This is a genomic window from Halomonas eurihalina, from assembly GCF_008274785.1.
In the GTDB taxonomy this organism is placed as follows: Bacteria; Pseudomonadota; Gammaproteobacteria; order Pseudomonadales; family Halomonadaceae; genus Halomonas; species Halomonas eurihalina.
Window position 1 is genome coordinate 37,786 of sequence record NZ_VTPU01000018.1, and the last position, 24,306, is coordinate 62,091.

Below are 24,306 nucleotides of genomic sequence, written 5' to 3' on the forward strand. Positions count from 1 at the left end.
ATTGGGGTAAACGGATTGGGGAAGCACCGAGTGCTTGCAGATAAAGCCCAGAGTCAGGCCCGCAAGACCCGGCCGCTCGCCAGATCGCGGATGGTACTGGGGCGGGTATGGCCCCCCAGCGGGCCATCGAGCAGGGCATCCAGCTCATCGCCGAAGACACGACGCACCTCTTCGGCATTCATCGCCGAAGGCTCACCGGCACGGTTGGCCGAGGTCGACACCAGCGGACCGCCGAAGGCGCGGCACAGCTCGCCGACCAGCGGATGATCGCTGACGCGCAGTGCCACCTTGTCGTGCTCGCCCCGGACCAGTTCGGCGGCGCGTCCGTTGTCGGGCACCAGCCAGGTCGTGGGTTGCGGCTGCGGTTCGGCCAGCACTGCGCGGCGATCGTCCGGCAGCCCCTCCAGCCAGGGCGCGAACTGGTCGAGGTCGGCGGCCACCAAGATCACGCCCTTGGCGGGATCGCGGCGCTTGATGCGCAGCAGGCGAGTCAGTGCCGAGGTGTCGTCGGGGTCGCACCCCAGCCCCCAGACGGCTTCGGTGGGATAGGCGATCACGCCACCTTCGTGCAAGGCGGCCACGGCAGTGTCGAGGGAACTGGCCTGAAGCATGGTGGTATATCCGAACGAACGATTAACCGGCAAGCGAAGCGCTCGACCCGGCATCTTGCCGAATCGATCACGACGCCAGCCGATTCTAGCATGGCCCCGGCGAGGTCGGCAGGCGTACCCAGCCGCCCGCCGCCTGGCTCGCCCGTCCCTCCAGTTCCAGCGCCAGCAAGCGACGCTGGCAGTCCGACACCGCCAGCCCGGACAAATCGACCAGAGCATCCACCGGCGTGGGCGTGTCGCTGAGCCAGGCCAGCACGGGATCCGCGTCCGGCGCCGCCTGCGGTGCGCAACGATTCATCACGGGAGCCGCACTCCATTGGGTGAGCTCGGCGAGGATGTCATCCAGGTCTCTGACCAGGGCGGCCCCCTCCCGAATCAGGTGCAGACAGCCGCGTGCCTGGGGATTGTGGATCGAACCTGGCAGAGCGAAGACTTCACGTCCCTGCTCGACTGCCAGCCGGGCGCTGACCAGCGAGCCACTGCGCTCGGCAGCCTCCACCACCAGCACGCCCCGCGACAAGCCGGTAATGAGGCGATTGCGACGCGGAAAGAATCCCGCTCTTGCCCGAGTGCCCGGCGGATGCTCGGAGAGCAGCAGGCCACCAGGCCCGCACAACCGCTCGTGGAGGCGTCGATGGCGGGCCGGATAGATCACATCCACACCGCAGCCCAGTACCGCGACACTGCGGCCCTCGGCATCCAGGGCGGCTTGCTGGGCAATGCCATCGATGCCGAGGGCCATGCCGCTGACCACGCACCAGCCCCGCTCGGCAAGGCGGCGAGCGAAACCCGCGGCGTTGCCCGTGCCTTCGCGCGTCGGGCGCCGGGTGCCGACCATCGCCAGCCGTGGCGCTTCCAGGGCATCGAGATCCCCCTGGGCCCAGAGCACCGGTGGCGGGTCGGCAATCTGGCTCAGCGCCTCCGGCCAGGCCGGGTGATCGGGATGCAGCAGGTGGCGATCGGGCGAGGCATCAAGCCATTCCCGCTCAGTAGCGAGTCGCGCCGCCAGCGGGCTCTGCGCAGGATGTTCGAGACACAACCGCAGGGCCTGAGCGGCCGATCGCGGCAAGGCGGCCAACCAGCCATGCGGCCAGGGCGGATCGCTGGCCGCCAGCTCAGCGATCCGTGCGGCCCCCACGCCCGGTAAGAGAGACAAAGCCAGCCAGTCCGTGGCGCTGTGTTGCATGGGCGAATCTCCTTGCCCGAGTCGGCGACGGTCCCCGGAACATCGCCAAGATGGTATAGTCCAATTCTATCGAGACGATGCATGCCGAGCGGTTTTCCCCTCGCCTCTCGCCTCCTAGAATAGACGTATATTTCGCATGACTGCACAACGGTGACCTGACGCCATGGCCAAACTCCCTATCCTCGAATTCCCCGACGAACGGCTGCGCACCGAGGCCGCTGCGGTCGAGACGGTCGACGACGAGGTACGCCAACTGGTCGACGACATGCTCGAGACCATGTATGACGCCCGTGGCATCGGCCTGGCCGCCACCCAGGTGGACGTGCACCGCCGGGTCATCGTCATGGACGTCAGCGATGACCAAAGCACTCCCCTGGTGCTGATCAACCCCGAATTCACCCCGATCGGCGACGAACGCGAGCCGATGCAGGAAGGTTGCCTGTCGATCCCCGAGTACTACGCCGAAGTGCCGCGCGCTCTCAAGGTCCATCTCAAGGCGCTGGATCGCCAGGGCGAACCCTACGAGCTCGAGGCCGAGGGGCTGCTGGCCCATTGCATCCAGCATGAGTGCGACCACCTGCGTGGCGTGCTCTTCGTCGACTACCTGTCGCCGCTCAAGCGCGACCGGGTGATGAAAAAGATGCAGAAGCGCCACAAGCTCGCCCAGGACGCTTGAGCGCTCTCCGACGCCAAGGCCAAGAACCGCGGCAAGGCGTCACAGTAGCAGTAGCAACCCCAGAAGGAAGGCCGACGCCATTATTGGCGTCGGCCTTCGTTGTTAACGGCCGGCTCCGTTATCATAAGGGGCATCCATTTCGGCAAGGCTGCTCGACATGTCCCAATCCCTGCGCGTCATCTTCGCCGGCACGCCCGATTTCGCCGCCGTGAACCTGCGAGCGCTGCTGGCGAGCCATCACCGCGTCGTCGGCGTCTATACCCAGCCCGACCGGGCCGCCGGTCGCGGCCGCAAGCTGACCGCGAGTCCCGTCAAGGTGCTGGCCCAGTCCCACGATATCTCCGTCTATCAGCCGGAATCGCTGCGGACACCGGAAGCCCAGGCGCAACTCGCAGCCCTGGACGCCGACCTGATGGTGGTGGTCGCCTATGGCCTGATCCTGCCACGCGAGATCCTCGACACCCCCAGGCTGGGCTGCATCAATGTGCATGCCTCGCTGCTACCACGCTGGCGCGGGGCCGCCCCGATCCAGCGCGCCATCGAAGCCGGCGACAGCGAGAGCGGCGTGACGCTGATGCAGATGGACGAGGGGCTGGATACCGGCGACATGTTGCTCACCCGGCGCACGCCCATCGAATCCGACACCACCGGGGGCTCGCTCCACGATACCCTGGCCGAGCTGGGCGGCGAGGCACTGATCGAGACCCTCGACGCTCTCGCCGGCCCCGGCCTCACAGCGCATCCCCAGCCCGAGGATGGCGTCACCTACGCCGCCAAGCTCTCCAAGGCCGAAGCCGAACTGGATTTCCGCGACCCCACCGCGACCCTCGCCGCGAGGATTCGCGCCTTCAACCCCTGGCCGGTCGCCTGGTGCTCGCTCGGCGACGAACGCCTCCGCCTGTGGCTGGCCGAACCCGGCGAACCCGCGCACCACGAGACGAACGCCATGCCGGGCACCCTGCTCGAGCCTGATGCCGACGCGCTGCGCATCGCCTGTGGCGATGGCGTGCTACGCGTGACCCGAGCGCAACTGCCCGGCGGCAAGCCCCTGGACGTCACCGAGCTACTGCGGGCCCGAGCGGACCGCTTCACCGTCGGCACACGACTCGCTACACCTGATCGGGAGAGATCCGCATGAACCAGCAGCGACGCGACGCCGGACGCGGCAAGCCCCTCGACAATGGCCAAGCCGTGCGCGCCGCCGCCGCCCGGGCGATCGCGCCGGTAATCACCGGCAAGAAAGCGCTGAATGACCTTGACGAGCACCAGGTCGTGGCCCGGGACCGAGGACTCTTCAAGGAGCTCTGCTTCGGCACCTGCCGGGCCCTGCCCCGCCTGGAGGCTCTGGCGGGAAAACTGCTTGAAAAGCCCTTCAAGACCCGCGATGCCGATATTCAGGCCCTGCTGCTGGTCGGCATCTACCAGTTGCTGTATCTGCGCGTACCCGCACATGCCGCCGTGGGCGAGACCGCTGGCGCGGCGCGCCTACTGAGCAAGGCCTGGGCCACCCGAGTGCTCAATGGCTGCCTGCGGCGCCTGCAACGAGAGAGCGAGGCACTACAGGCCGACGTGGATAGCGACCCGGCGGTGGCCCTGCTGCACCCGCGCTGGTGGGTGAAGGCATTCCGCCAGGCCTGGCCCGATGACTGGCGGGCGATCTGCGACGCCAACAACCAGCCCGGCCCCATGACGCTACGGGTCAACCGCCGTCATGGCGACCGCGAGATGTACCTGGAGCGACTCGATTCGCCCGGCGCGCGACTCTGCCCTCATGCCCCCGATGGCCTGACCCTGGAGTCGCCCTGCGATATCGCCGATCTGCCGGGCTTCCGGGAAGGCCATGTCAGTGTCCAGGACGAAGCCGCCCAACTCTCCGCTGTGTTGCTGGGGCCAGTGATCGCTCCTCGGCCCGGCGCCCGGGTGCTGGACGCCTGCTGCGCCCCGGGCGGCAAGAGCGCGCACCTGCTGGAGCTGTTCGATATCGACCTGCAGGCAATCGACAGCGATGACGCCCGCCTGGCGCGGGTCGAAGACACCCTGGCGCGGCTCGGCCTGAGCGCTTCGCTGGTCCATGGCGACGCCACCGATCGGGACTGGTGGGACGGCACCACCTTTGACGCCATCCTGCTCGACGCCCCCTGCTCCGGCAGCGGCGTGATCCGGCGCCACCCGGACATCAAGCGCCTGCGCCGTCCGTCGGATATCGCCAAGCTCGCCGAGCTGCAGGCACGTCTGCTGGACAATCTCTGGCCGCTGCTGGCGCCGGGCGGCACCCTGCTCTATGCCACCTGTTCGGTACTGCCGGAGGAAAACGCCGACCAGGTCCAGGCCTTCCTCGAACGTACCCCGGGCGTCGAGGTCACCACGCCGCACGGCCTGGCATGGGGGCGCCCCGCCGGCGCCGGACGCCAGCTTTTGCCGAGTCCCGACAGCCACGACGGCTTCTTCTATGCCAGACTGAGGAAAGGGACCGCCTGACGAGTCCTCGTCATCTTTCCAATGCCAACCGAAGGATCGTCATCATGAACCATACCTACAAGCACATCGAGCTGACCGGCTCCTCCGACAAAGGCGTCGAGGATGCCATCCAAGGTGCGCTGAGCAAGGCCTCGGAGAGCCTGCATGGCATGCGCTGGTTCGAGGTCATCGACACGCGCGGCCATATCGAGCATGGCCGGGTGGCCCATTGGCAGGTGACGATCAAGGTCGGGTTTACCCTCGACTGAGCTCGTGTCTGTTCTTCCTCCAGCGACTGGTTTAGGCTTTGCGCCACCTAGGCACTGTCTGAAAGTCGACGCGCGAAGGTTAGACAAGGCGAAAATCTTCGAAAACGCAGAGTTTACAAAGCGTAAATGAGCATTTTGAGAAGATTTTCAACGTCGTATAACCGAGCGCAGGCAGTTTTCAGACAATGCCTAACAGATGGTGGTGGCCATGGCGCCCCCCTCTCATCCCTGCGGACAGTGATACACGATGAAGATCATCATCCTCGGTGCCGGCCAGGTCGGCGGCACCCTGGCCGAGCACCTGGCTCGCGAAGAAAATGACATCACGGTAGTGGACACCGATGCCGACCGTCTGCGCGAGCTGCATACTCGCCTGGACATTCGCACCGTGACCGGTGCCGGCTCCTACCCCATAGTGCTTCGCCAGGCAGGCTGCGAGGACGCCGACATGCTGATCGCGGTGACCAACACCGACGAGGTCAACATGATCGCCTGCCAGGTGGCGCACACCCTGTTCCGCACGCCGACCAAGATCGCCCGGGTGCGCGCCACCGCCTACCTGACCCGCAAGGGGTTGTTCGCCCATGAAGCAGTGCCCATCGATGTCCTGATCAGCCCGGAGCAGGTGGTTACCGACCACATCCGCCGCCTGATCGAGCATCCCGGCGCCCTGCAGGTACTGGAGTTCACCGGCGGCCTGGTGCAGCTGGTGGCGGTCAAGGCCTACTACGGCGGCCCCCTGGTCGGCCAGGAGCTCGGCTTCCTACGTCGCCACATGCCCAGCGTCGACACCCGGGTCGCGGCCATCTACCGCCGCAACCGCCCCATCATTCCGCGCGGCGACACCGTCATCGAGGCCGACGACGAAGTCTTCTTCATCGCCGCTCGGCGTGATATCCGCGCCGTGATGAGCGAGCTGCGCCGCCTGGAGCGCGACTTCCGCCGCGTGGTCATCGTCGGCGGCGGCAACATCGGTGAGCGCCTCGCCGAGCACCTGGAGCACAGCCATCAGGTCAAGATCGTCGAGCGCAGCCTGGAGCGCTGCACCCAGCTCTCCGAGCGTCTCGACCGCACCGTGGTGCTGCACGGCAGTGCTACCAGCAAGCGCCTGCTGGAAGAAGAGAACATCGAGGACTGTGATATCTTCTGCGCGCTGACCAACGACGACGAGGTCAACATCATGTCGTCGATGCTGGCCAAGCGCATGGGCGCCAAGAAGGTCCTGACACTGATCAACAACGCCGCCTACGTGGACCTGGTCCAGGGCGGCGAGATCGACATCGCCATCTCTCCCCAGCAGGCCACCATCGGCAGCCTGCTGACCCATGTGCGTCGCGGCGACATCGTCAATGTCCACTCGCTGCGGCGCGGTGCCGCCGAGGCCATCGAGGCCATCGCCCACGGCGATACTCAGTCCTCCAAGGTCGTGGGACGCGCCATCGGCGACATCGACCTGCCCAGCGGCACCACCATCGGGGCCGTGGTTCGAGGCAAGGAGGTACTGATCGCCCACGACGACGTAGTCGTCGAATCCGGCGACCATGTCATTTTGTTCGTCATCGACAAGCGCCGCATTCGCGATGTCGAGCGACTCTTCCAGGTAGGGCTGACCTTCTTCTGATGGAGTTCACCATGTCGACAGGGACGACGAGGGGGCTCATCGCATGAGTTTGCGCATGATCCTGCGCATCCTGGGACTGCTGCTGATGATGTTCAGCCTGACCATGGTGCCGCCGATCTTGATCTCGCTGCTGTTCGCCGATGGCATGTGGCAAGCCTTTGTGGTGGCCCTGGGGATCACCGTGGCCACCGGCGCCCTGATGTATCTGCCCAATCGCCATGCCCGCAAGGAGCTGCGCACCCGCGACGGCTTTCTGATCGCGGCCCTGTTCTGGAGCGTGTTGGGGCTGTTCGGTTCCCTGCCCCTGATGCTCACCGGCGCCTCCGCGCTCTCGCCCACCGATGCGGTCTTCGAGTCGTTCTCCGGCCTGACCACCACCGGGGCGACAGTGATCACCGGCATCGACCTGCTGCCAAAGGCGATTCTCTACTACCGCCAGCAGCTCCAGTGGCTCGGCGGCATGGGGATCGTGGTGCTGGCGGTGGCGATCCTGCCAACACTCGGCGTCGGCGGCATGGCCCTGTATCGCACCGAGATCCCCGGGCCGCTCAAGGATTCCAAGCTGACACCGCGCATCACCGAAACAGCCAAGGCACTGTGGTACATCTACGCCACCCTGACGGTCACCTGCGCCCTGGCCTACATGGCCGCCGGCATGAACTGGTTCGATGCCCTGGGACACAGCTTCTCCACCGTGGCCATCGGTGGCTTCTCCACGCATGACGCCAGCATCGGCTACTTCGACAGCGCCGCCATCGAGCTGATCTGCTCCGCCTTCCTGCTGATTTCGGCCTTCAGCTTCAGCCTGCACTTCGTGGCCTGGCGAGAGCGCCGCCTGACCCACTACTTCCAGGACCCGGAAGCACGCTTTTTGATGCTGTTCCTGGCCGGCTTGATTACCATCACCACGGTGTCGCTATGGCTCACCAGCGACTACGAGACCGTCGAAGGCCTGCGCCACGCCATCTTCGAGGTCATCTCGGTGGCCACTACCGCCGGCTTCTCGGTGGCAGACTTCTCCACCTGGCCCGGCGCGCTGCCCTTCCTGCTGTTCGTGGCCGCCTTCGTCGGCGGCTGCTCCGGCTCCACCGGTGGTGGCATGAAGGTGATTCGCATCATCCTGATTCTCAAGCAGGGCATGCGCGAAGTGATGCGCCTGATCCACCCCAGCGCGGTGTTCGCCGTGAAGATCGGCAAGGTCAGTGTGCCGGATGGCATCGCCCAGGCAGTGTGGGGGTTCTTCTCGGCCTATGTGATGCTGTTCTTCCTGATGCTGGTAGGTGTGATGGCCACCGGCGTCGACCAGGTCACCGCCTGGTCCACGGTGGGCGCGACCCTGAACAACCTGGGCCCGGCGCTCGGCGAGGCTTCGGCCCACTACGGCGACCTCCCCAGCCTGGCCAAGTGGATCCTGGTCGTCGCCATGCTGCTCGGTCGCCTGGAGATCTTCACGGTGGTGGTGCTGTTTACCCCGGCCTTCTGGCGCAAGTAGCAAAGTCAATGCAAGTGCCGCGTCGGGTTTGGCCCGCCGCTGAGCTTCGTGGATAATCGACCCTTCACATTTTCAAGGCCCGAGCGCCCATGACCGACACTCAGGACTGCGCCATCGCCGAACCGGCCGCCGAAACTCTCGGCCCGCGCCGGACCCTGCAAGTAGGCGAGACCCGCTATACCCTGCTGGGCACTGCCCACGTCTCCGCCCAGAGCGCCGCCGAAGTGCGCGACTTGATCGCTTCCGGCGAATTCGATGCCGTGGCCATCGAGCTGTGCGATTCGCGCCACCAGAACCTCGCCAACCCGGATGCCCTCGGCGAGCAGGATCTCTTTCAGATCTTTCGCCAGGGCAAGGCCGGCATGGTGGCCGCCAGCCTGGCGCTGGGTGCCTTTCAACAGCGTGTGGCAGAGCAGTCCGGCATCGAGCCCGGTGCTGAGATGCGTGCAGCTCTGGAGGGCGCGCGCGCCCATGCACTGCCGCTGGAGCTGATCGACCGCGATATCGGCATTACCCTCAAGCGCATCTACCATAACGTGCCCTGGTGGCAGCGCTTCTCGCTGTTCTCCGGGCTGCTCGGCGGCGTGCTCTCCCGCCAGGACGTCTCCGCCGAGGATATCGAGCGCCTCAAGGAAGGCGACGTGCTGGAATCCACCTTCAGCGAGTTCGCCACCCAGTCCGAATCGCTCTATACCCCGTTGATCAGCGAACGTGACCGCTACATGGCCCTGCGACTGGCCGAGCGCTGCCCGCCGGGGCGTTATCGGCACGTGCTGGTGGTGATCGGCGCCGGCCACCTGCAGGGCATGGCCGAGCACCTGGAGGCACCGCTGCCCGAAGTCCCCAGCGAGGAACGGGAGCGCCTGGAAGCCACCCCACCACGTTCCAGGGTCTGGAAGGCCATCCCCTGGCTGATCACCGCGCTGGTGCTCACCGGCTTCGCCATCGGCTTCTCGCGCAACACCGGCCTCGGCTGGCAACTGGTCGGCGAATGGTTCCTGATCAACGGTTTGCTGTCCGGTGCGGCGACCCTAGTGGCCTTGGCGCATCCGCTGACGGTGCTCGCCACCGTCGTCGCCGCCCCGCTGACCTCGTTGAACCCCACCATCGGCGCCGGCTTCGTCGCCGCCGGGGTCGAGCTGGCCCTGCGCAAGCCCAAGGTCCGGGACTTCTCGACCCTGCGCCATGACGTTACCGACTGGAAAGGCTGGTGGCGCAACCGAGTGGCCCGCACCCTGCTGGTGTTCTTGACCGCAACGCTCGGCTCCGCCGCCGGCACCTGGATCGCCGGGCTGCGCATCGCCGGCACCCTGTTTGGCTAAGAGGCAGCTCAGACTACCGCAGGCGTTCGGCAAGAAACTCGATAAGCACCCTGAGCTTGTGGGGTAAATGTCGGGTCGGTGGATAGAGGGCCCAGGCATCACCACAGTAATTCGTCTTGAAGGCCCAGTCGGGTAGGACCTGGATGACAAGGCCCTGTTGAAGGGCCTCTTTGGCCGTAAAATAGGGAAGGCTCCCGATACCTATATGATGCAATACGGCGTCCAGGCGGGCGCCGGTGTGGTTGACTGCATAGCGGCCCTGGACATTCACCGTGAAAACCTTGCTGCCCTGGCGGAACTTCCACCTGGAATCCCCGGGCTCCTCCCCGAGGTAGATGCAACTGTGATGCTTCAGGTCACGGGGATGCGTGGGCGTACCGTGCTCGGCCAGGTAGTGAGGCGTTGCACACAGCAGATGGTCGATGTTCAGCAGCCGGCGTCCCATCAGCCCGGGAGGCGGCTGATCGGTGATGCGAATCGCCACATCGATCTGGTCGTCGATGAGATCGATATAGCGATCATCCAGTCTCATCTCCAGATTGACCTTGGGATAGAGCGCAAGAAATTCCGGGATGTGCGGATGGATCACGAAGCGCCCTACGGCCTTTGGGACACTGAGCCTTACCAAGCCCTGAGGTTCATGGCTGAACCGCCCGGAAACCTCCATCACCGCTTGTGCCGCATTGACGATGTCCCGACTACGTTCGTAGACCTCCTTGCCACTGTCACTCAGCCGCAGCTTGCGGGTCGTTCTCTGTAACAACCGGGTCCCCAGCGCCTTCTCCAGCCGGGCAACGGAACGGCTGACGGCCGACGGGGTGGAAGCAAGCTGCCGGCCAGCTTCAGAGAAACTGCCAGCCTCGACGACCTTCACGAATACGGCCATCTCGCTCAGCAAGGCCGTGGCTTCATTTTTGCTCATGGGGAATAAATCTTTTGATCCGATAAGGGATTATCGCCTTGCGACTCCATTCATACAATGAAAGCACTATCGGAGGAAGAGCCAAGGAATCGAGAAAATGTCGGAGCGGTTGTATTTGGCCGAGGAAGTACTGACATGCGCTGTCGAGATCATCGACTGCCGTCCCTGCGACAATGAGCGGTTTGCCGTTCGCATGCTGTCGACCCCCTTTCATCCCCAGGGCGGCGGACAGCCGAGTGATACCGGCTGGATCGATGAGGCAAAGGTGTTACATGTCGAATCAACAGCGGAGAGCGACGTGCTCCATTACACCGATGTCGCGGTGCCTGTGGGTATTGCCCAGGCTCGCGTCGATCAAGAACAGCGCCGACTTCACTCCATGCTGCATTCGGCCGGGCATTTGATCGGCCACGTTCTGGAGCAAAGGGGGTGGGTGCCGATCAAGGCGCACCACTGGCCCGGAGAGGCTCGCGTCGTCTTCAAGCCGGAGGCCCAAGCACAGCAACCGACATCCGACAGCATTCAGGCGGCATGCGCCCAACTCATTGCTGCGGATCTACCTCTGCGTATCACCGTAGATGAAAGCGGGACTAGAAAAGTTGGCTTCGGCGAACTGGCACCCTACCCCTGCGGCGGCACCCACGTGCATTCACTGGGGAAGATTCCAAGCATAGATATTCAGGGCATGAAAATGAAGAAGGGCAACCTGATTATCCGATACGACATATCTTCACTGAAGACCGCGCTGCCATCATGGAACGCCCTTCTATCCTGAGCAGGCCGCTCGGGACGAGAGCCATTACTAGCTGGAGTGTTGCTTTACGTTGTTTTACGACTAAACTGATAAATTATTAGAATCAAGATAAAAGTTGATAAAGTCGTGATCTACTTCCCAAGACATCAGCTGGCTGCTGACATGGCAGACGCCCTGAGAGGGCTCATCCTCTTCAGCGACGCGCCCAATGGCCTATTCCTTGCCGCTCCTCGAAGGACCGGCAAGACCACATTCCTGCGCAACGATCTGCTGCCCACGCTGGAGGCGCAAGGCGTCGAGGTGGTCTATGTCGACCTCTGGTCGGATCAACAGCGCGACCCCGCCCAACTGATCCAGGCTGCAATCCAGGAAGCCATGGCTCCCCACCGCACCGCCATCGAGAAGATGGCAGCACGGTGGGGCATCAGCAAGGTGGGGCTCGGGCAATGGATTCAGTTCGATGCCAATCCCACAGAAGATGAGGCCGCCTCCCTCCCCGAGGCACTACGTCTGCTCATCGAGGCCGGCGGCAAACCGATTGCCCTGGTGATTGATGAGGCCCAACAAGCGGTAACCACCGAAGCCGGCAACACCCTCATGGCCGCCCTAAAGTCGGCGCGGGACCAGCTCAACACGCCCGACCACATCCAGCTGATGCTGGTCATGTCTGGGTCCGATCGTGACAAGCTGCTCCGGCTGGTCAACAGCCATGCCGCCCCATTCTACGGATCGCAAATCCAGCAGATGCCGCTGCTTGGCAAGGACTTTATCGAGCACATCGCCGATCTGATCGAACGCCAGCAGCCGGCGCAGGCCCCAGTGGACACAGAAATGCTGTTGCAGGCATTCACTGCCTATGGGTTTCGCCCCCAGTTGTTCATGGAGGCTCTTGGGCAAGCGATGAGCCCCCTGGCCACGGATGGAGGCCGGTTCGAGCAGCGGCTTTTATCCCTTGCACAGGCGCGACAGCGAGATGTCGAGCAGGACATGACGAGTGATTACCTCGGCCTGGATCCCCTCCAGCAGGCGGTATTGTGGCGAATGCTTGAGATGGGAGAAGGGTTTCGTCCGTACAATGCCGAGTCACGGGCCTTCTATCGGCGCATCACCGGTAAGCCCATTTCTGCTCAGCAAGCTCAACGGGCCCTGGAAAGTCTGCGGGAACGAACCCCACCCCTAGCATGGAAATCGAGCCGGGGTGAATACGCCGTAGAGGATGCCAGCATGACCAAATGGTTCCGAGCCCTGGTCGACGAAGGCCGCTGGCCACCCGGAGCCAACGAGTAATCCTCACCGTTGGTGGCCAACGCCGAACATCACGAGCTCCTCAGTTTGCTTGCTGTTCATCACGCTCTGACAAGGTGATGTGCTCACCGACTTCTTCAGCTTCCTCCCCTCGCGCCGCCAACAGGCGGCGCATCGCCGGTGTCGGTTCCGCCGGTTTGGCGTCGCGGCGGCTGGCGGCGTAGTTGTCATTGAAGACGTCGCAATAGTCGTCGAGTACATCGGCTGCCCGAGTGTCGCCGGCCTGACGCAGCAACTCCGCCGCCACCTCGGCGGTGCACAGGTGGTCGCTGGACGCCGCCTTGCGCAGTCGATAGCGGCTCTGCCGGTCGGTGACCAGCGGCAGTACCGGCAGGGTCGCCAGATAAGGGCTGCGGCGGAAGATACGACGCGCCTGCCGCCAGGTGCCGTCGAGGAGAATGAAGACGGGAATCCGGCCGGTCTTTTGACGCTCGATCACGCGGTCCATGCCGACCACGCGCTCGGCGTATCCCTCCTGATCGTCGGGGAAGACCACGAAGGGCGCATAGCGCGAATCCTCCAGCAGGGCGAGCAGCCGCTCGTCCGGTGCCGTGCGATACCAGGTGAAGACCTCGGTGTCCGGCAGGACATCGCGGATCAGACGGCCGGTGTTGGTAGGCTTGTACTGCTCGATCGGATGCGTCAGCAGCCACACTCGGGTCTGGCTTTCGGCACGCACCCGGTAGGGACACAGGCAGTTGAGGCGTGGCAGGTTGCACGCTTCACAGCGCACCACGAAACTGCCGCGCGCCTTGAACTCACGCCGGGGTGGCGAGGCGGGGTCAGTATCGGAGGAAGGTGATGTCGGGGATTCGTCTTGCATGCTTCACTGGCGTGTCGAAAAAGGGGCGGCATTCTAGCATGCTCGCCAACTTCGTCCGCTCAGCCGAACACGGTCTCCGGCAGCCACAGGCGCCCCTCGCGTCGCCAGTGGCGAGCCAGCAAGGGCACGCCTTCGCCGGCGGGTAGCGCCAGGCCATGAACCCCGGCAGTCGCCAGTTCATGGGCCTCGGGGTCAACCAGCACTCGAGAGGCCGCCAGGGGCGTCTCATCGATCAGCGAGGCCGCCGGCATCACCGCCAGCGAGGTTCCCACGACCAGCAGCAGATCAGCCTCGGCGACGAGCTCGAGGGCATCGTCGAAACGGGGCACCGCCTCGCCGAACCACACCACGTCGGGGCGCAACTGGCTGCCCTTGTCGCAGACATCGCCCAGGGCGATTCCGCCGCGAGGTAGCGGATAGCGCATACGCGCATCCACCGAGGAGCGCGCCTTGAGGATCTCGCCATGCAAGTGCACGACCTGCCGGGAGCCAGCCCGTTCGTGCAGGTCATCGATGTTCTGAGTGATGATGCTGACCCGAAAGCCTTCGCGCTCGAGCAGTGCCAGGGCCTTGTGGGCGGCATTGGGGCGTGCACGGCGCACCTGATCGCGACGGGCATCGTAGAAGCGCAGGACGCGCTCGGGATCCCGGGCCCAGCCCTCCGGAGTCGCGACCTCCTCGATGGGATGGTCGGCCCAGAGCCCGTCGGCGGCACGAAAGGTCTGGATACCGCTCTCGGCGCTGATGCCGGCGCCGGTCAGTACTACCAGGTGGGGGCGCGAAGTCTCGTCCATGGCGTTCGGGTCGTCGTCTCGAGGTGTTGCAAACAGGAAAGGGCCGGATTCCTCTGGAAAAATATCACTGGGCCCCACCGAGTACCAGAGCGCCTCGGCCGGCCCTTTTCGAAGCACCAGCAACGACGATGGATGACATCCGCGCGAGCGGCGGCGACAATGTCGCCCTCGTTGCGACCTCGATGCCGACATGATCGAAGCACTGCCCATTCTCCATCACGATGACCACCTGATCGCTGTGCACAAGCCGGCGGGCATGCTCGTGCACCGCAGCGCCCTGGCGCGGGGTGAACGGCACTTCCTGTTGCAGACGCTGCGCGACCAGATCGGCCAGCGCGTCTACCCGGTCCATCGCCTCGATCGCCCCACCTCGGGCTTGATGGTGTTTGCTCTCGACCCGGAGACAGCCAGCCAACTGGCAGACGCCTTCGCCGCGCAGAGGGTCGCCAAGCGTTATCTGGCCGTCGTGCGCGGCCAGGGGCCCGAGGCTGAACGGCTGGACTATGCCTTGCGGGAGGAAGACGGGCGGCGCCCCAAGGCCGAGATGCCGGCACGCGAGGCGCGCACCGAGGTACAGCGCCTGGACAGCGTGGAGCTGCCGGTGCGGGTCGACCGCTACCCAAGCGCACGTTATTCGCTGATGGAGGCCCGCCCGCTCACCGGCCGGCGCCACCAGATCCGCCGCCACCTGTCGCGCCGCGGCTACCCGATCATCGGCGACGCCAAGCACGGCAAGGGGGTGCACAACCGCTTCTTCGCCGAGCAACTGGACTGCCCTCGCCTGCTGCTCGCCGCCGTGGGCCTGGAGTTCGAGCACCCGGTCGATGGCCGCCGCTTCACGCTCGGCTGTGCCCTCGATGCCCCCATGACCGCGCTTTTCCAGCGCTTCGGCTGGTCGGCTCATTTGCCCGCCAATCGCCGAGGCATCTCCACCTCAGCCCCCTCGATGACGACTTCATGAACGACCCCCTCATGCCCCCCACGCCCACACAGGACGACGACTACGAGCTGCGCTTCGGCGGCATCCGGCGTCTCTACGGTGCGCGCGCCGCAGAACGCTTTCGGCAGGCTCACGTAGTGGTAGCCGGGGTCGGCGGCGTGGGTAGCTGGGCGGTGGAGGCCCTGGCGCGCTCCGGCATCGGCCGGCTGACCTTGATCGATCTGGACGACGTCTGCGTCTCCAACGTCAATCGCCAGTTGCACGCCCTGGATGGCACCATCGGCCGCCCCAAGGTCGAAGTGCTGGCCGAGCGCTGCCGCGCGATCCAGCCCGGCATCGAGGTCATCGCCGACACCGCTTTCGTCACGCCAGGCAACCTGGCCGACCGTCTGCCCGGGGACGCCGATCATGTGGTCGATGCCATCGACAGCGTGGTCGCCAAGGCGGCGCTGATCGCCTGGTGCAAGCGACGCAAACTGCCGATCACCGTCACTGGCGCGGCCGGAGGCCAGACCGACCCCACGCGCATTCGCACGGCGGATCTCACCCGCACCGAGCACGACCCGCTGCTCGCCAAGGTGCGCGCCCGCCTGCGCCGCGACCATGGCTTCTCGCGCAACCCCCGGCGACGCTTCTCGGTGGAGTGCGTCTATTCCGACGAGCAACTGGTCTACCCCGGCGCCGACGGCGAGGTCTGCCACACCAAGCCGGGTACCGGCGAGTCGACTCGGCTCGACTGTGCCTCGGGCTTCGGCGCCGCCACCTTCGTCACCGGCAGCTTCGGCTTCACGGCCGCCAGCCGCGTCCTCGCGCGATTGGCCCGCGATACCTCCCCTGCTCATTGACCACGGAGATCCACGATGGAAGCGCAGCATCCCGTTCCCGGTATCTATCGCCACTACAAGGGCGCGCTCTACGAGGTGATCGGCGTGGCCCATCACAGCGAAACCGAAGAGCCGCTGGTAGCCTATCGCGCCCTGTACGGCGACTACGGCCTCTGGGTCCGTCCCCTGTCGATGTTCATGGAAGAAGTCGTGATGCAGGGTGAGCCGCTACCGCGTTTCGCCCTGGAGAAGGCTTTTTAAGAGGGGAAGAGGGAAGAAAGGCTAGCCCCGGGAATTTGGACATCAAGCGTTTTCTTCTCTCTTAAAGGCGCACAGCGCCGTTCTTCCTTCTTCCAGCGGCGTCTGCCGCGCTCTTCTTATTTCTTTATTCAGCTTCCTGCATTTGCTTCTGCAGGTAGTTCTGGATACCCACCTTGTCGATCAGGCCAAGTTCGGTTTCCAGGTGGTCGATGTGCTCTTCCTCGTCATCGAGGATGCACTTGAACAGGTCCCGGCTGACGTAGTCCTTGACCTGCTCGCAGTGAGTGATGGCGTCGATCAGGTCGGCGCGAGCCTTCTGCTCGAGCTTGAGGTCACACTCGAGCATCTCCTTGGTGTTCTCGCCGATCAGTAGCTTGCCGTAATCCTGCAGGTTGGGGATGCCTTCAAGGAAGAGAATGCGCTCGATCAGAGTATCAGCGTGCTGCATTTCCTCGATGGATTCCTTGTACTCCCACTTGCCCAGGGCGGCGAGCCCCCAATCCTGATACATCTTGGCATGCAGGTAGTACTGGTTGATGGCTACCAGTTCGTTGCCGAGTACCGTATTGAGGTACTGGATGACCTTGCTGTCGCCTTTCATGACGTTACCTCGATTGCTGTCAGGGTCCATTTCACATTGGCACGGGACTCTCCGCCCTGCCAGGCATACCCAACAGTCTAGACCACGTCACAAAAAATTCAATGAAATCAATTATTTGCTAATGACAACACAAACAATATCGATTGTCATCACACCGCATAGGCCAGCGCTTCGGCGGGAGCGGTCAGCGTCTCGCGAATGGCTTCGCGGGTAATGCCCTTGCCCATGCAGGCGCACTTGCCGCATTGGGTACCACAGCCCGTCTCGAGCTGGACCTCGCGCCAACTGCGCGCACCTTCCTCCACGCTCTGGCGGATGGCCTTGTCGCTGACACCCTTGCATAGACACACGTACATGACATCACCTCGTGCTGACCTCGAGGCAAATGTAAATGATTCGCATAGTCTATCGCAACCATAGGCTGCCACTTTTTTGTCTGGAGAGGCTGGAACTTTCGTATCAGGCGTGTCAGGTGGCCGCCTTGGGCACCACCACCACCTGCGTACCGGAGACGATATCGGCCCAGCTACGGCGTTCGGCGTCGAACAGCACCCACAGATGCCCAAGGCCGAAAGCCGCCCAGGAAAGAGCGCCCACCAGATAGCGCACCAGACTCTGGCGCAGGTTGATCGCCCGCCCATCCGTCGTCTGCACGCGCAGTCGCCAAGCCTGCATGCCCAGCGTCATGCCGCCGCGCATCCAGAAAAAAGCGAAGAATACGTAAGCGCCGAACAGCAATAAGGCGCGCAGCGAAGCCACCTGGGCGACACCGGCGCCCAGGTGCGCCGCCGGCAGATCCAGCAACAGGCGGCTGACCAGCACATGGCCAGCGGCCAGCGCGATCCAGATAGCCAGGACCAGCAGGCCGTCGTAAAGCATGGCGCCAAGACGACGCCCCAGCCCGGCAGGCCAGACGTCGTCGAGACGATCGAAATGCTGCGCCATGCAACCTCCGGCTCAGCCGCTGCGACGCAGCATATAGATTCCCAGGACGGCGCAGATCAGGGTCGGCGCCAGCACCGCCCAGGCCGGCGAGAAGCCGAACACCGTGGATGCCGGCCCCAGCAGATCCTGCAGGTACTTGAAGATCAGCCCGGTGACCACGCCATAGAACACCCGGGTACCAGCCGCCACACTACGCAGCGGCCCGAACACGAAGGAGGCGGCCACCAGCATCAGCGAAGCCATGGTCAAGGGCATCAGCATTTTCTGCCAGAAGTAGAGCAACGGTTGGGCCGCGTCTTGCCCCTGGGATTGCAGATAACTCGCATGGGCCCAGAGTTCGCTGGGCGCCTGGGTCTCCATCTTGCGCAGCAAGCGATCCAGCTCAGCGGGCGTCAGCTCGGTCTCCCAGGGTAGGGTGGCCTGATGGATCGCCTCGGTGCGACCTTCCGCAAAGCGGGTGATGTCCACGTCCTCCAGCACCCAACCACCATCACGCCATACCGCCCGACGCGCATTCATCGCCTCGCGCAACTCACGCCCCTCGAATCGGTAGCGGGTCAGGTCGAGCACGACATTGTCGATGCGGATAGCGCCGAAGCGATAGAAGCTGTCGTCCTCTCGCTGCCAGCCACCGCGCTCGGTGAGCACAGCGCCCTCGCCCTGCATCTGCTCCAGGCGCCAGGCGCTGGCGTACTGCTCGGTGCGAGGGCTGACGAATTCGGCGATGAACAGCACCACGGCGATCACCAGGATGACCGGCTTCATCACGCCCCAGAGAATGCGCGCCAGCGACCGGCCCGCAGCTCTCATCACTGTCAGCTCGTTGCTCGAGGCCATGCCGCCCAGGCCGATCAGTGCGCCAATCAGCACGCCCACCGGGGCATACTGGTAGAAGCGCCAGGGCAGGCGCATCACCAGGTAGAAGAAAACCTGGAGGGCACCGTAGTCCCCTTCCACATCGCCCAGGTCGTTGATGTAGGTGATGACCAGATCCAGGCCCAGCAGCACAACCTGCACCACCAGGATGGCCCCCAGCACGTTGCGCGCGATATAACGATCCAGACGATCGGCGATCATCCGCTCATCCCCTTGCGCTGGGCACGCAGCGTCATCAGCAGGCCGACAGCCAGGAAAGCAGCGTGGATCGGCCACATGCCCAGCGTGGCCGGCCAGGCTCCCCTGGCGATGGCATCCAGCGCCGCCAGCAGCAGGCTGAGATAGGCCACATAAAGAAAGATCGCCGGCAGCAGCTTGGCGAAACGCCCCTGGCGAGGATTCACACGAGACAACGGCATGGCCAGCAGCGTCAGAATGAACACCATCGGCGGCAGGCCGAGCCGCCACTGCAACTGCGCCATGGCGGGTGCCGACCCGTCGGCGAACAAGGCGGGCGTGGCGGCATATTCGGGATCGTCCAGGTCCTGGCGTTCGGCAGCGCCGGAGAGGCGCACTGCATAAGTGCCGAACGACAGGCGTTCGGCCACAGCCTGCCCCGGTTCGACGCTGTAGCGTTCGCCATCGGAGAGCACCAGAAAGCGGCTACCGGTTTCCGCATCGACAGTCTGATAGCCTTCCGCGGCGCGCGTCACCACCGTCTCGGGCGATCCATCGTCGCGGCGCTGGCGTTCGCTGATGAAGACCCCCTCCAGGCGTCGCTCCTGCTCGCTCAACGCCTCGGTATAGGCCACTCGGCCATCGCCGAAATCCTGGAAGCGCCCCGGTGCCAGGACACCGAAATCGAGCTGACTGCGCTGCTCCTCGATGATCATCTCGTTCTGCAGGGCACCGGCCGGCGTCAGCCAGAGACTGCACAACCCCACCAGGATAGCCACCACGGTGGCCGGCAACAGGCTAACCCACAGCAGCCGATTGGGGCTCGTGCCGCAGGCCACCAGCACGGTGATCTCGCTGTTGAGGTAGAGCTGCCCCAGCGCCAGCAGGATGCCGAGGAAAAACGCCAGCGGCAGGATCAGCTCGAGAAACCCCGGCAGATGGAACAGCATCAGGGTTCCGAGGATATCGACGGGAATCTCGCCCTCCGCCGCATTGGAGAAGTAGCGGATGAAACGACTCCCCATGATCACCAGCAGCAGCACGCCGGCGACGGCGGCCATCGTCTGCAGGATCTCGCGGGTCAGGTAACGAAATATGATCAATACTGCCTCCCGGTCCGGGTTGTCGGCACCCGGCCAACTTCCATGCAATGACGCCCGGCCTTGGGTACACTGGGACGACTCGGCAATGTGCCGGCATTATCCAGAATCCCCCACCGCTTGTCTTGTGGAGACACCATGGAATTCCCAGTTCAGACGGCCAATCCCGCCAAGATCGAGACGGCCTGCCTTGTGGTACCGGTGTTCAAGGATGGCGATCTACTGCCCGCTGCCGCCAAGCTCGACGATGCCAGCGAGCGGCTGATCGGCCAACTGATCGAGCGCGGCGACTTCGACGCGCGCCTGGGCAACGTCCAGTTGATTCCCTTCGCTCCCGGCCTCAATGCCGACCGCCTGATGCTGGTTGGCCTGGGCAGCCGCGAGAAGTGCCAGGAAGGCGCCTTCCGCAAGGCCGTCGATGCTGCCTTCGGCGCCCTGGCCGCGCTGCCCGCCGATGACGCCACCGTCGCCTTCAACGACGTCCCGGTTCCCGACCGCGCCTGCGACTGGAAGGCTCGCATGGTGGCCGAAGCGGCCCATCGCGCCGTCTACCGCTTCAACGACTTCAAGTCCGAACCGGCCCCCGTGCCGCCGCTCGAGCGCGTGACCCTGCTGGTCAGCGAGGGTGGCAATTCCGACGCCGCTCGCGAGGGTGGCCGCATCGGCGATGGCATCGGCCAGGGCATCAACGTCGCTCGCACTCTCGGCAACCTGCCCGGTAACGTCTGCACGCCAAGCTACCTGGCCGAACGAGCCGAGCAGATGGCTGCCAACGCCAAGGGCGCGCTGACCACCGAGGTTCTCGACGAACAGGCCCTGGAAGAACTCGGCGCCCACAGCCTGCTCAGCGTGGGCCGCGGTAGTGCTGAACCATCGCGCCTCATCGTGATGAAATACCAGGGCGCGGACGACCCTGACGAGGCCCCCCACGTGCTGGTCGGCAAGGGCATCACCTTCGATTCCGGCGGCATCTCGCTCAAGCCGGGCGAAGGCATGGACGAGATGAAGTTCGACATGTGTGGCGCGGCCAGCGTATTCGGTGCCGTCACCTCCGTGCTCGCCATCCGTCCGAAGATCAACCTGGTAGCCGTCGTCGCCAGCGCCGAAAACATGCCCGACGGCCTGGCCACCAAGCCCGGCGACATCATCAAGACGCTCAAGGGCCTGTCGGTGGAAGTCCTCAACACCGACGCCGAAGGCCGTCTGGTGCTGTGCGATGCGCTGACCTATGCCGAACGTTTCGAGCCTGCCAGCGTGGTCGACATTGCCACCCTGACCGGTGCCGCCATCATCGCGCTGGGCCATCATGCCACCGGTCTGATGTCCAACGACGACGACCTGGCGCTGGACCTGCTCGACGCCGGCGAGACCGCCTGGGATCGCGCCTGGCACATGCCGCTGTGGGACGAGTACCAGGAGCAACTGGACTCCAACTTCGCCGACCTGGCCAACATCGGCGGCCGCCCGGCGGGCACCATCACCGCGGGCTGCTTCCTGTCACGCTTTGCCGACAAATATCCCTGGGCACACCTGGATATCGCCGGCACCGCCTGGCATTCCGGCAAGCAGAAAGGCGCCACGGGCCGGCCGGTGAGCCTGCTCACCCAGTACCTGCTGGACCGCTCTTCCGATAGCCAGGTCGAGGTCGGCGAGGACTGATCCGTCACCGCGGGTCTTGCCTTTTCCGCGCGGCGACTTTTTCATGAAAGGAGCCGACCATCATGCACCGGGCCGGCACCGCCGGTCCGGTGTTTCAGTATCGCCCCGAGGCGCCAACCGCACCTCGGGCACAGCGGAGATTCATTGCCGTGCCCACAGAACGCTTTTCCGTGCTGCCGTCCACCGACGCCAAGGCAGCCCATATCCGTGACGACATCCTCGCCAACCCCGGTTTCGGTCGCTACTTCACCGACCACATGGCCCATGTGCGCTGGACCGCTGACGCCGGCTGGCATGGCCATGAGGTGCGCCCTTACGGCCCGCTGACCCTCGATCCCGCCGCCGCCGTACTGCACTATGCCCAGGAAATCTTCGAGGGCATCAAGGCCTATCGTCACGACGACGGCTCGGTCTGGGCCTTCCGTCCGGAAAAGAATGCCGAGCGTTTCCGTCGCTCGGCGCGCCGCCTGGCCCTGCCGGAGCTGTCCGACGAGGACTTCATCGGCTCGCTCAAGGCACTGCTGTCCCAGGACCACGCCTGGGTGCCGACGCCGGCCAGTGCCACCGAGGAATCCAGCCTCTACCTGCGCCCCTTCATGATCGCCAGCGAGACCTTCCTCGGCGTACGCCCCGCCCATGAAGTCGACTACTACGTGATCGCCTCGCCGGCGGCCGCCTACTTCAAGGGTGGCGTGGCACCGGTGTCGATCTGGCTTTCGTCCCAGTACAAGCGCGCCGCCGCCGGGGGCACCGGCTTCGCCAAGTGCGGCGGCAACTACGCCGCCTCCCTGGCCGCCCAGAAGGAGGCCGAGGCGCACGACTGCAGCCAGGTGGCCTTCCTCGACGCCGCCGAGAACAAGTGGATCGAGGAACTCGGCGGCATGAACCTGTTCTTCGTCTACCGCGACGGCCGCCTGGTCACCCCGCGACTCACCGACACCATCCTCGAGGGCGTGACTCGCGACTCGGTGCTGACCCTGGCACGCGACGAGGGGCTGACCCCCGAGGAACGCCCGATCAGTATCGACGAATGGCGCGAGGGTGCGGCCAACGGCGAGATCACCGAAGTCTTCGCCTGCGGCACCGCCGCGGTGATCACCCCGGTGGGCGAGCTGGTCACCGAGGAAGGCTCGATCCGCCTCAGTGCGGGCGGTGACAACGAGGTCGCCAAGCGCCTGCGCAGCCACCTGCTCGACCTGCAGTACGGACGTCGCGAAGACACCCGTGGCTGGCTGACGCGTCTGGCCTGATCCCCATGCACACCATGGCACGGTCGCCTCTCTCGCAGGCCGTGCCCTGCACATTTTCTCGTCAAGTTTCTCCGTCAAGAGGCCAAAATGTCGAAAGTGATGCTGATTACCGGTGCCGGCCGCGGAATCGGCGCCGCCACCGCCCGACTCGCCGCCCAGCGCGGCTATGCGGTGGCCGTCAACTACCGTAGTGACAAGGCCGCGGCCGAGGGCGTCGTCGCGGACATCGAAGCCGCAGGCGGGCGCGCCATCGCCATACGGGCCGATGTCGCCGTCGAGGCCGATATCCTTGCCATGTTCGAGACCGTGGACCGGGAGCTGGGCCGCCTCGACGTACTGGTCAACAACGCCGGCGTGGTCGACCAGGTCTGCCGCGTCGAGGACATGGACGCCGAGCGCATCGATCGCATGATGCGCATCAACGTGACCGGACCGTTCATCTGCGCCCGCGAGGCCATCAAGCGCATGGCCAAGCGTCACGGCGGCCAGGGCGGCGCCATCGTCAATGTCGGCTCGGCGGCGTCTCACCTGGGCGGTGCCGACGAATACGTCGACTACGCCGCCTCGAAGGGCGCCATCGATACCATGACCGAAGGACTGTCCAAGGAAGTCGCCGGCGACGGCATTCGTGTCAACACCGTACGTCCCGGCGTGGTTCGCACCACCATCCACGCCAGTGGCGGCAACCCGGAAAAAACCGACGTTGCCGGCTCGGTCATCCCCATGGGGCGCATCGGCGAACCCGAGGAAATCGCCGAGGGCGTGCTGTGGCTCGCCGACGCCGGCTTCACCACCGGTGCCCTGGTCGATATCGACGGAGGGGTATAAACAAGTACGCCGCTGCGCGGCTTGAAGAAGGAAGAACGGTGCTACGCCCCTTGAAGAAATCAGATGAATTTCTCTTCCTGCTTCCCTCTTATTTCTGATAACTCCCGGCGCAGCCGGGGCGGGAACCCATGACCCAAGTCGATTTCTACATCCTGCCCGACACCACCCTCGATGCGCGTCTCGAGTTCGCCTGCCGGCTGGCCGAGACTATCGTCAACAAGGGCTATCGGCTGCACCTGCATGCGGAAGACGAGGCCATGGCCCGAGTCCTCGACGAGCGCCTGTGGGACTTCCGGCCCGACGCCTACCTGCCCCACGCCCTGCTGGACAGCGAGCAGGCCGACAGCGTCCCGGCGACCATCGGCTGGGGGGAACCACCCGCGCCCGGCGAACCAGGCACCCAGGCGATGCTCAACCTGCACCCCGGCATCCCGGAGTGGTTCTCGCGTTTCGAGCGGGTCGCCGAGATCATCAACCAGCATCAGGAAGTGCTGACCGCCAAGCGCGACTGCTGGCAGACCTACAAGAAGCGCGGTTATCCAGTAAAAGCCCATCAGCTGCCCGGTCAGGGCAACCACGGCTAACTCCCCCTGGCGCTCCATCGGTGGCCAGG

General features: G+C 64.8%; 26 protein-coding genes. 16 read left to right on the forward strand and 10 right to left on the reverse strand.

The window, feature by feature from the left end; all coding sequences use genetic code 11:
• Positions 1-53: 53 nt before the first annotated feature.
• Entirely contained in the window at positions 54-611 is a 558-nt protein-coding gene (gene tsaC, locus FZZ93_RS15470; protein ID WP_149323205.1) for an L-threonylcarbamoyladenylate synthase type 1 TsaC, read from the reverse strand.
• Positions 612-696: 85 nt separating this feature from the next.
• On the reverse strand, positions 697-1,797 hold the full coding sequence (dprA, locus tag FZZ93_RS15475; protein WP_149323206.1) for a DNA-processing protein DprA: 1,101 nt from the start codon (positions 1,795-1,797) through the stop codon (positions 697-699).
• A gap of 163 nt (positions 1,798-1,960) precedes the next feature.
• Here dprA and def point away from each other — a divergent pair, with 163 nt between their 5' ends.
• The 7 genes from def to FZZ93_RS15510 all read left to right on the forward strand — a co-directional run bounded on the left by def (position 1,961) and on the right by FZZ93_RS15510 (position 9,634).
• A complete protein-coding gene (gene def / locus FZZ93_RS15480; RefSeq protein WP_149323207.1) occupies positions 1,961-2,473 on the forward strand; it encodes a peptide deformylase in 513 nt (170 codons plus the stop codon).
• Positions 2,474-2,630: 157 nt separating this feature from the next.
• Positions 2,631-3,611, forward strand: a complete 981-nt coding sequence (fmt, locus tag FZZ93_RS15485) for a methionyl-tRNA formyltransferase (protein ID WP_149323208.1) — start codon at positions 2,631-2,633, stop codon at positions 3,609-3,611.
• Positions 3,608-4,951 carry a 16S rRNA (cytosine(967)-C(5))-methyltransferase RsmB gene (rsmB, locus tag FZZ93_RS15490; RefSeq protein WP_149323209.1) on the forward strand — a complete coding sequence of 448 codons (1,344 nt, stop codon included), beginning with the start codon at positions 3,608-3,610 and terminating at the stop codon, positions 4,949-4,951. The genes fmt and rsmB overlap by 4 nt, the downstream gene beginning before the upstream one ends.
• A gap of 41 nt (positions 4,952-4,992) precedes the next feature.
• Positions 4,993-5,199 carry a dodecin gene (locus FZZ93_RS15495; protein WP_065241253.1) on the forward strand — a complete coding sequence of 69 codons (207 nt, stop codon included), beginning with the start codon at positions 4,993-4,995 and terminating at the stop codon, positions 5,197-5,199.
• 247 nt (positions 5,200-5,446) lie between these two features.
• The gene (gene trkA, locus FZZ93_RS15500; RefSeq protein WP_149323210.1) at positions 5,447-6,820 is read left to right on the forward strand and encodes a Trk system potassium transporter TrkA; all 1,374 of its coding nucleotides are present in this window, start codon (positions 5,447-5,449) and stop codon (positions 6,818-6,820) included.
• 43 nt (positions 6,821-6,863) lie between these two features.
• The gene (locus FZZ93_RS15505) at positions 6,864-8,312 is read left to right on the forward strand and encodes a TrkH family potassium uptake protein (protein ID WP_149323211.1); all 1,449 of its coding nucleotides are present in this window, start codon (positions 6,864-6,866) and stop codon (positions 8,310-8,312) included.
• A gap of 89 nt (positions 8,313-8,401) precedes the next feature.
• Complete coding sequence (locus FZZ93_RS15510) at positions 8,402-9,634, forward strand: TraB/GumN family protein (RefSeq protein ID WP_149323212.1); 1,233 nt, start codon at positions 8,402-8,404, stop codon at positions 9,632-9,634.
• Positions 9,635-9,647: 13 nt separating this feature from the next.
• Here the strand turns inward: FZZ93_RS15510 and FZZ93_RS15515 are convergent, their stop codons facing one another.
• Positions 9,648-10,556 (reverse strand): LysR family transcriptional regulator, encoded by a 909-nt coding sequence (locus FZZ93_RS15515; RefSeq protein ID WP_149323213.1) that lies wholly within the window; start codon positions 10,554-10,556, stop codon positions 9,648-9,650.
• 97 nt (positions 10,557-10,653) lie between these two features.
• Between FZZ93_RS15515 and FZZ93_RS15520 the strand changes: the two genes are divergently transcribed.
• On the forward strand, positions 10,654-11,331 hold the full coding sequence (locus FZZ93_RS15520; RefSeq protein ID WP_149323214.1) for an alanyl-tRNA editing protein: 678 nt from the start codon (positions 10,654-10,656) through the stop codon (positions 11,329-11,331).
• 141 nt (positions 11,332-11,472) lie between these two features.
• Positions 11,473-12,597, forward strand: a complete 1,125-nt coding sequence (locus FZZ93_RS15525) for an AAA family ATPase (RefSeq protein ID WP_223111795.1) — start codon at positions 11,473-11,475, stop codon at positions 12,595-12,597.
• A 40-nt stretch (positions 12,598-12,637) separates the two neighbouring features.
• On the opposite strand, the gene FZZ93_RS15530 is transcribed toward FZZ93_RS15525, so the two are convergent.
• Both FZZ93_RS15530 and FZZ93_RS15535 read right to left on the reverse strand, forming a co-directional pair.
• On the reverse strand, positions 12,638-13,438 hold the full coding sequence (locus FZZ93_RS15530; RefSeq protein ID WP_149323216.1) for a tRNA-uridine aminocarboxypropyltransferase: 801 nt from the start codon (positions 13,436-13,438) through the stop codon (positions 12,638-12,640).
• 59 nt (positions 13,439-13,497) lie between these two features.
• Complete coding sequence (locus tag FZZ93_RS15535) at positions 13,498-14,232, reverse strand: SIR2 family NAD-dependent protein deacylase (protein ID WP_149323217.1); 735 nt, start codon at positions 14,230-14,232, stop codon at positions 13,498-13,500.
• 190 nt (positions 14,233-14,422) lie between these two features.
• Between FZZ93_RS15535 and FZZ93_RS15540 the strand changes: the two genes are divergently transcribed.
• Genes FZZ93_RS15540 through FZZ93_RS15550 form a run of 3 tightly spaced genes read left to right on the forward strand, consistent with a single transcriptional unit; the run spans position 14,423 to position 16,257 of the window.
• Positions 14,423-15,193, forward strand: coding sequence for a pseudouridine synthase (locus tag FZZ93_RS15540; RefSeq protein ID WP_187774553.1), 771 nt, complete (start codon positions 14,423-14,425; stop codon positions 15,191-15,193).
• Positions 15,190-16,017, forward strand: a complete 828-nt coding sequence (tcdA, locus tag FZZ93_RS15545) for a tRNA cyclic N6-threonylcarbamoyladenosine(37) synthase TcdA (RefSeq protein WP_149323218.1) — start codon at positions 15,190-15,192, stop codon at positions 16,015-16,017. The genes FZZ93_RS15540 and tcdA overlap by 4 nt, the downstream gene beginning before the upstream one ends.
• Before the next feature lie 15 nt (positions 16,018-16,032).
• Complete coding sequence (locus FZZ93_RS15550; protein ID WP_149323219.1) at positions 16,033-16,257, forward strand: DUF1653 domain-containing protein; 225 nt, start codon at positions 16,033-16,035, stop codon at positions 16,255-16,257.
• Positions 16,258-16,381: 124 nt separating this feature from the next.
• Here the strand turns inward: FZZ93_RS15550 and bfr are convergent, their stop codons facing one another.
• The 5 genes from bfr to lptF form a co-directional block, all read right to left on the reverse strand.
• Positions 16,382-16,858: a bacterioferritin gene (gene bfr / locus FZZ93_RS15555; RefSeq protein ID WP_013331118.1), complete on the reverse strand. Its 477-nt coding sequence runs from the start codon at positions 16,856-16,858 to the stop codon at positions 16,382-16,384.
• Between the two features lie 149 nt (positions 16,859-17,007).
• Positions 17,008-17,214 (reverse strand): (2Fe-2S)-binding protein, encoded by a 207-nt coding sequence (locus tag FZZ93_RS15560; protein WP_069384413.1) that lies wholly within the window; start codon positions 17,212-17,214, stop codon positions 17,008-17,010.
• Positions 17,215-17,326: 112 nt separating this feature from the next.
• Entirely contained in the window at positions 17,327-17,803 is a 477-nt protein-coding gene (locus FZZ93_RS15565) for an RDD family protein (protein ID WP_149323220.1), read from the reverse strand.
• A 12-nt stretch (positions 17,804-17,815) separates the two neighbouring features.
• A complete protein-coding gene (gene lptG, locus FZZ93_RS15570; RefSeq protein ID WP_149323221.1) occupies positions 17,816-18,880 on the reverse strand; it encodes an LPS export ABC transporter permease LptG in 1,065 nt (354 codons plus the stop codon).
• Complete coding sequence (lptF, locus tag FZZ93_RS15575) at positions 18,877-19,959, reverse strand: LPS export ABC transporter permease LptF (RefSeq protein ID WP_149323222.1); 1,083 nt, start codon at positions 19,957-19,959, stop codon at positions 18,877-18,879. Before lptF ends, lptG begins: the two co-directional genes overlap by 4 nt.
• A gap of 135 nt (positions 19,960-20,094) precedes the next feature.
• Here lptF and FZZ93_RS15580 point away from each other — a divergent pair, with 135 nt between their 5' ends.
• The 4 genes from FZZ93_RS15580 (at position 20,095) to FZZ93_RS15595 (ending at position 24,277) form a co-directional block, all read left to right on the forward strand.
• Positions 20,095-21,615, forward strand: a complete 1,521-nt coding sequence (locus FZZ93_RS15580; RefSeq protein WP_149323223.1) for a leucyl aminopeptidase — start codon at positions 20,095-20,097, stop codon at positions 21,613-21,615.
• A gap of 149 nt (positions 21,616-21,764) precedes the next feature.
• The gene (locus tag FZZ93_RS15585) at positions 21,765-22,865 is read left to right on the forward strand and encodes a branched-chain amino acid aminotransferase (protein WP_149323244.1); all 1,101 of its coding nucleotides are present in this window, start codon (positions 21,765-21,767) and stop codon (positions 22,863-22,865) included.
• An 87-nt stretch (positions 22,866-22,952) separates the two neighbouring features.
• Positions 22,953-23,693 carry an SDR family oxidoreductase gene (locus FZZ93_RS15590; protein ID WP_149323224.1) on the forward strand — a complete coding sequence of 247 codons (741 nt, stop codon included), beginning with the start codon at positions 22,953-22,955 and terminating at the stop codon, positions 23,691-23,693.
• Positions 23,694-23,821: 128 nt separating this feature from the next.
• On the forward strand, positions 23,822-24,277 hold the full coding sequence (locus FZZ93_RS15595) for a DNA polymerase III subunit chi (protein ID WP_149323225.1): 456 nt from the start codon (positions 23,822-23,824) through the stop codon (positions 24,275-24,277).
• The last annotated feature ends 29 nt before the right edge of the window (positions 24,278-24,306 follow it).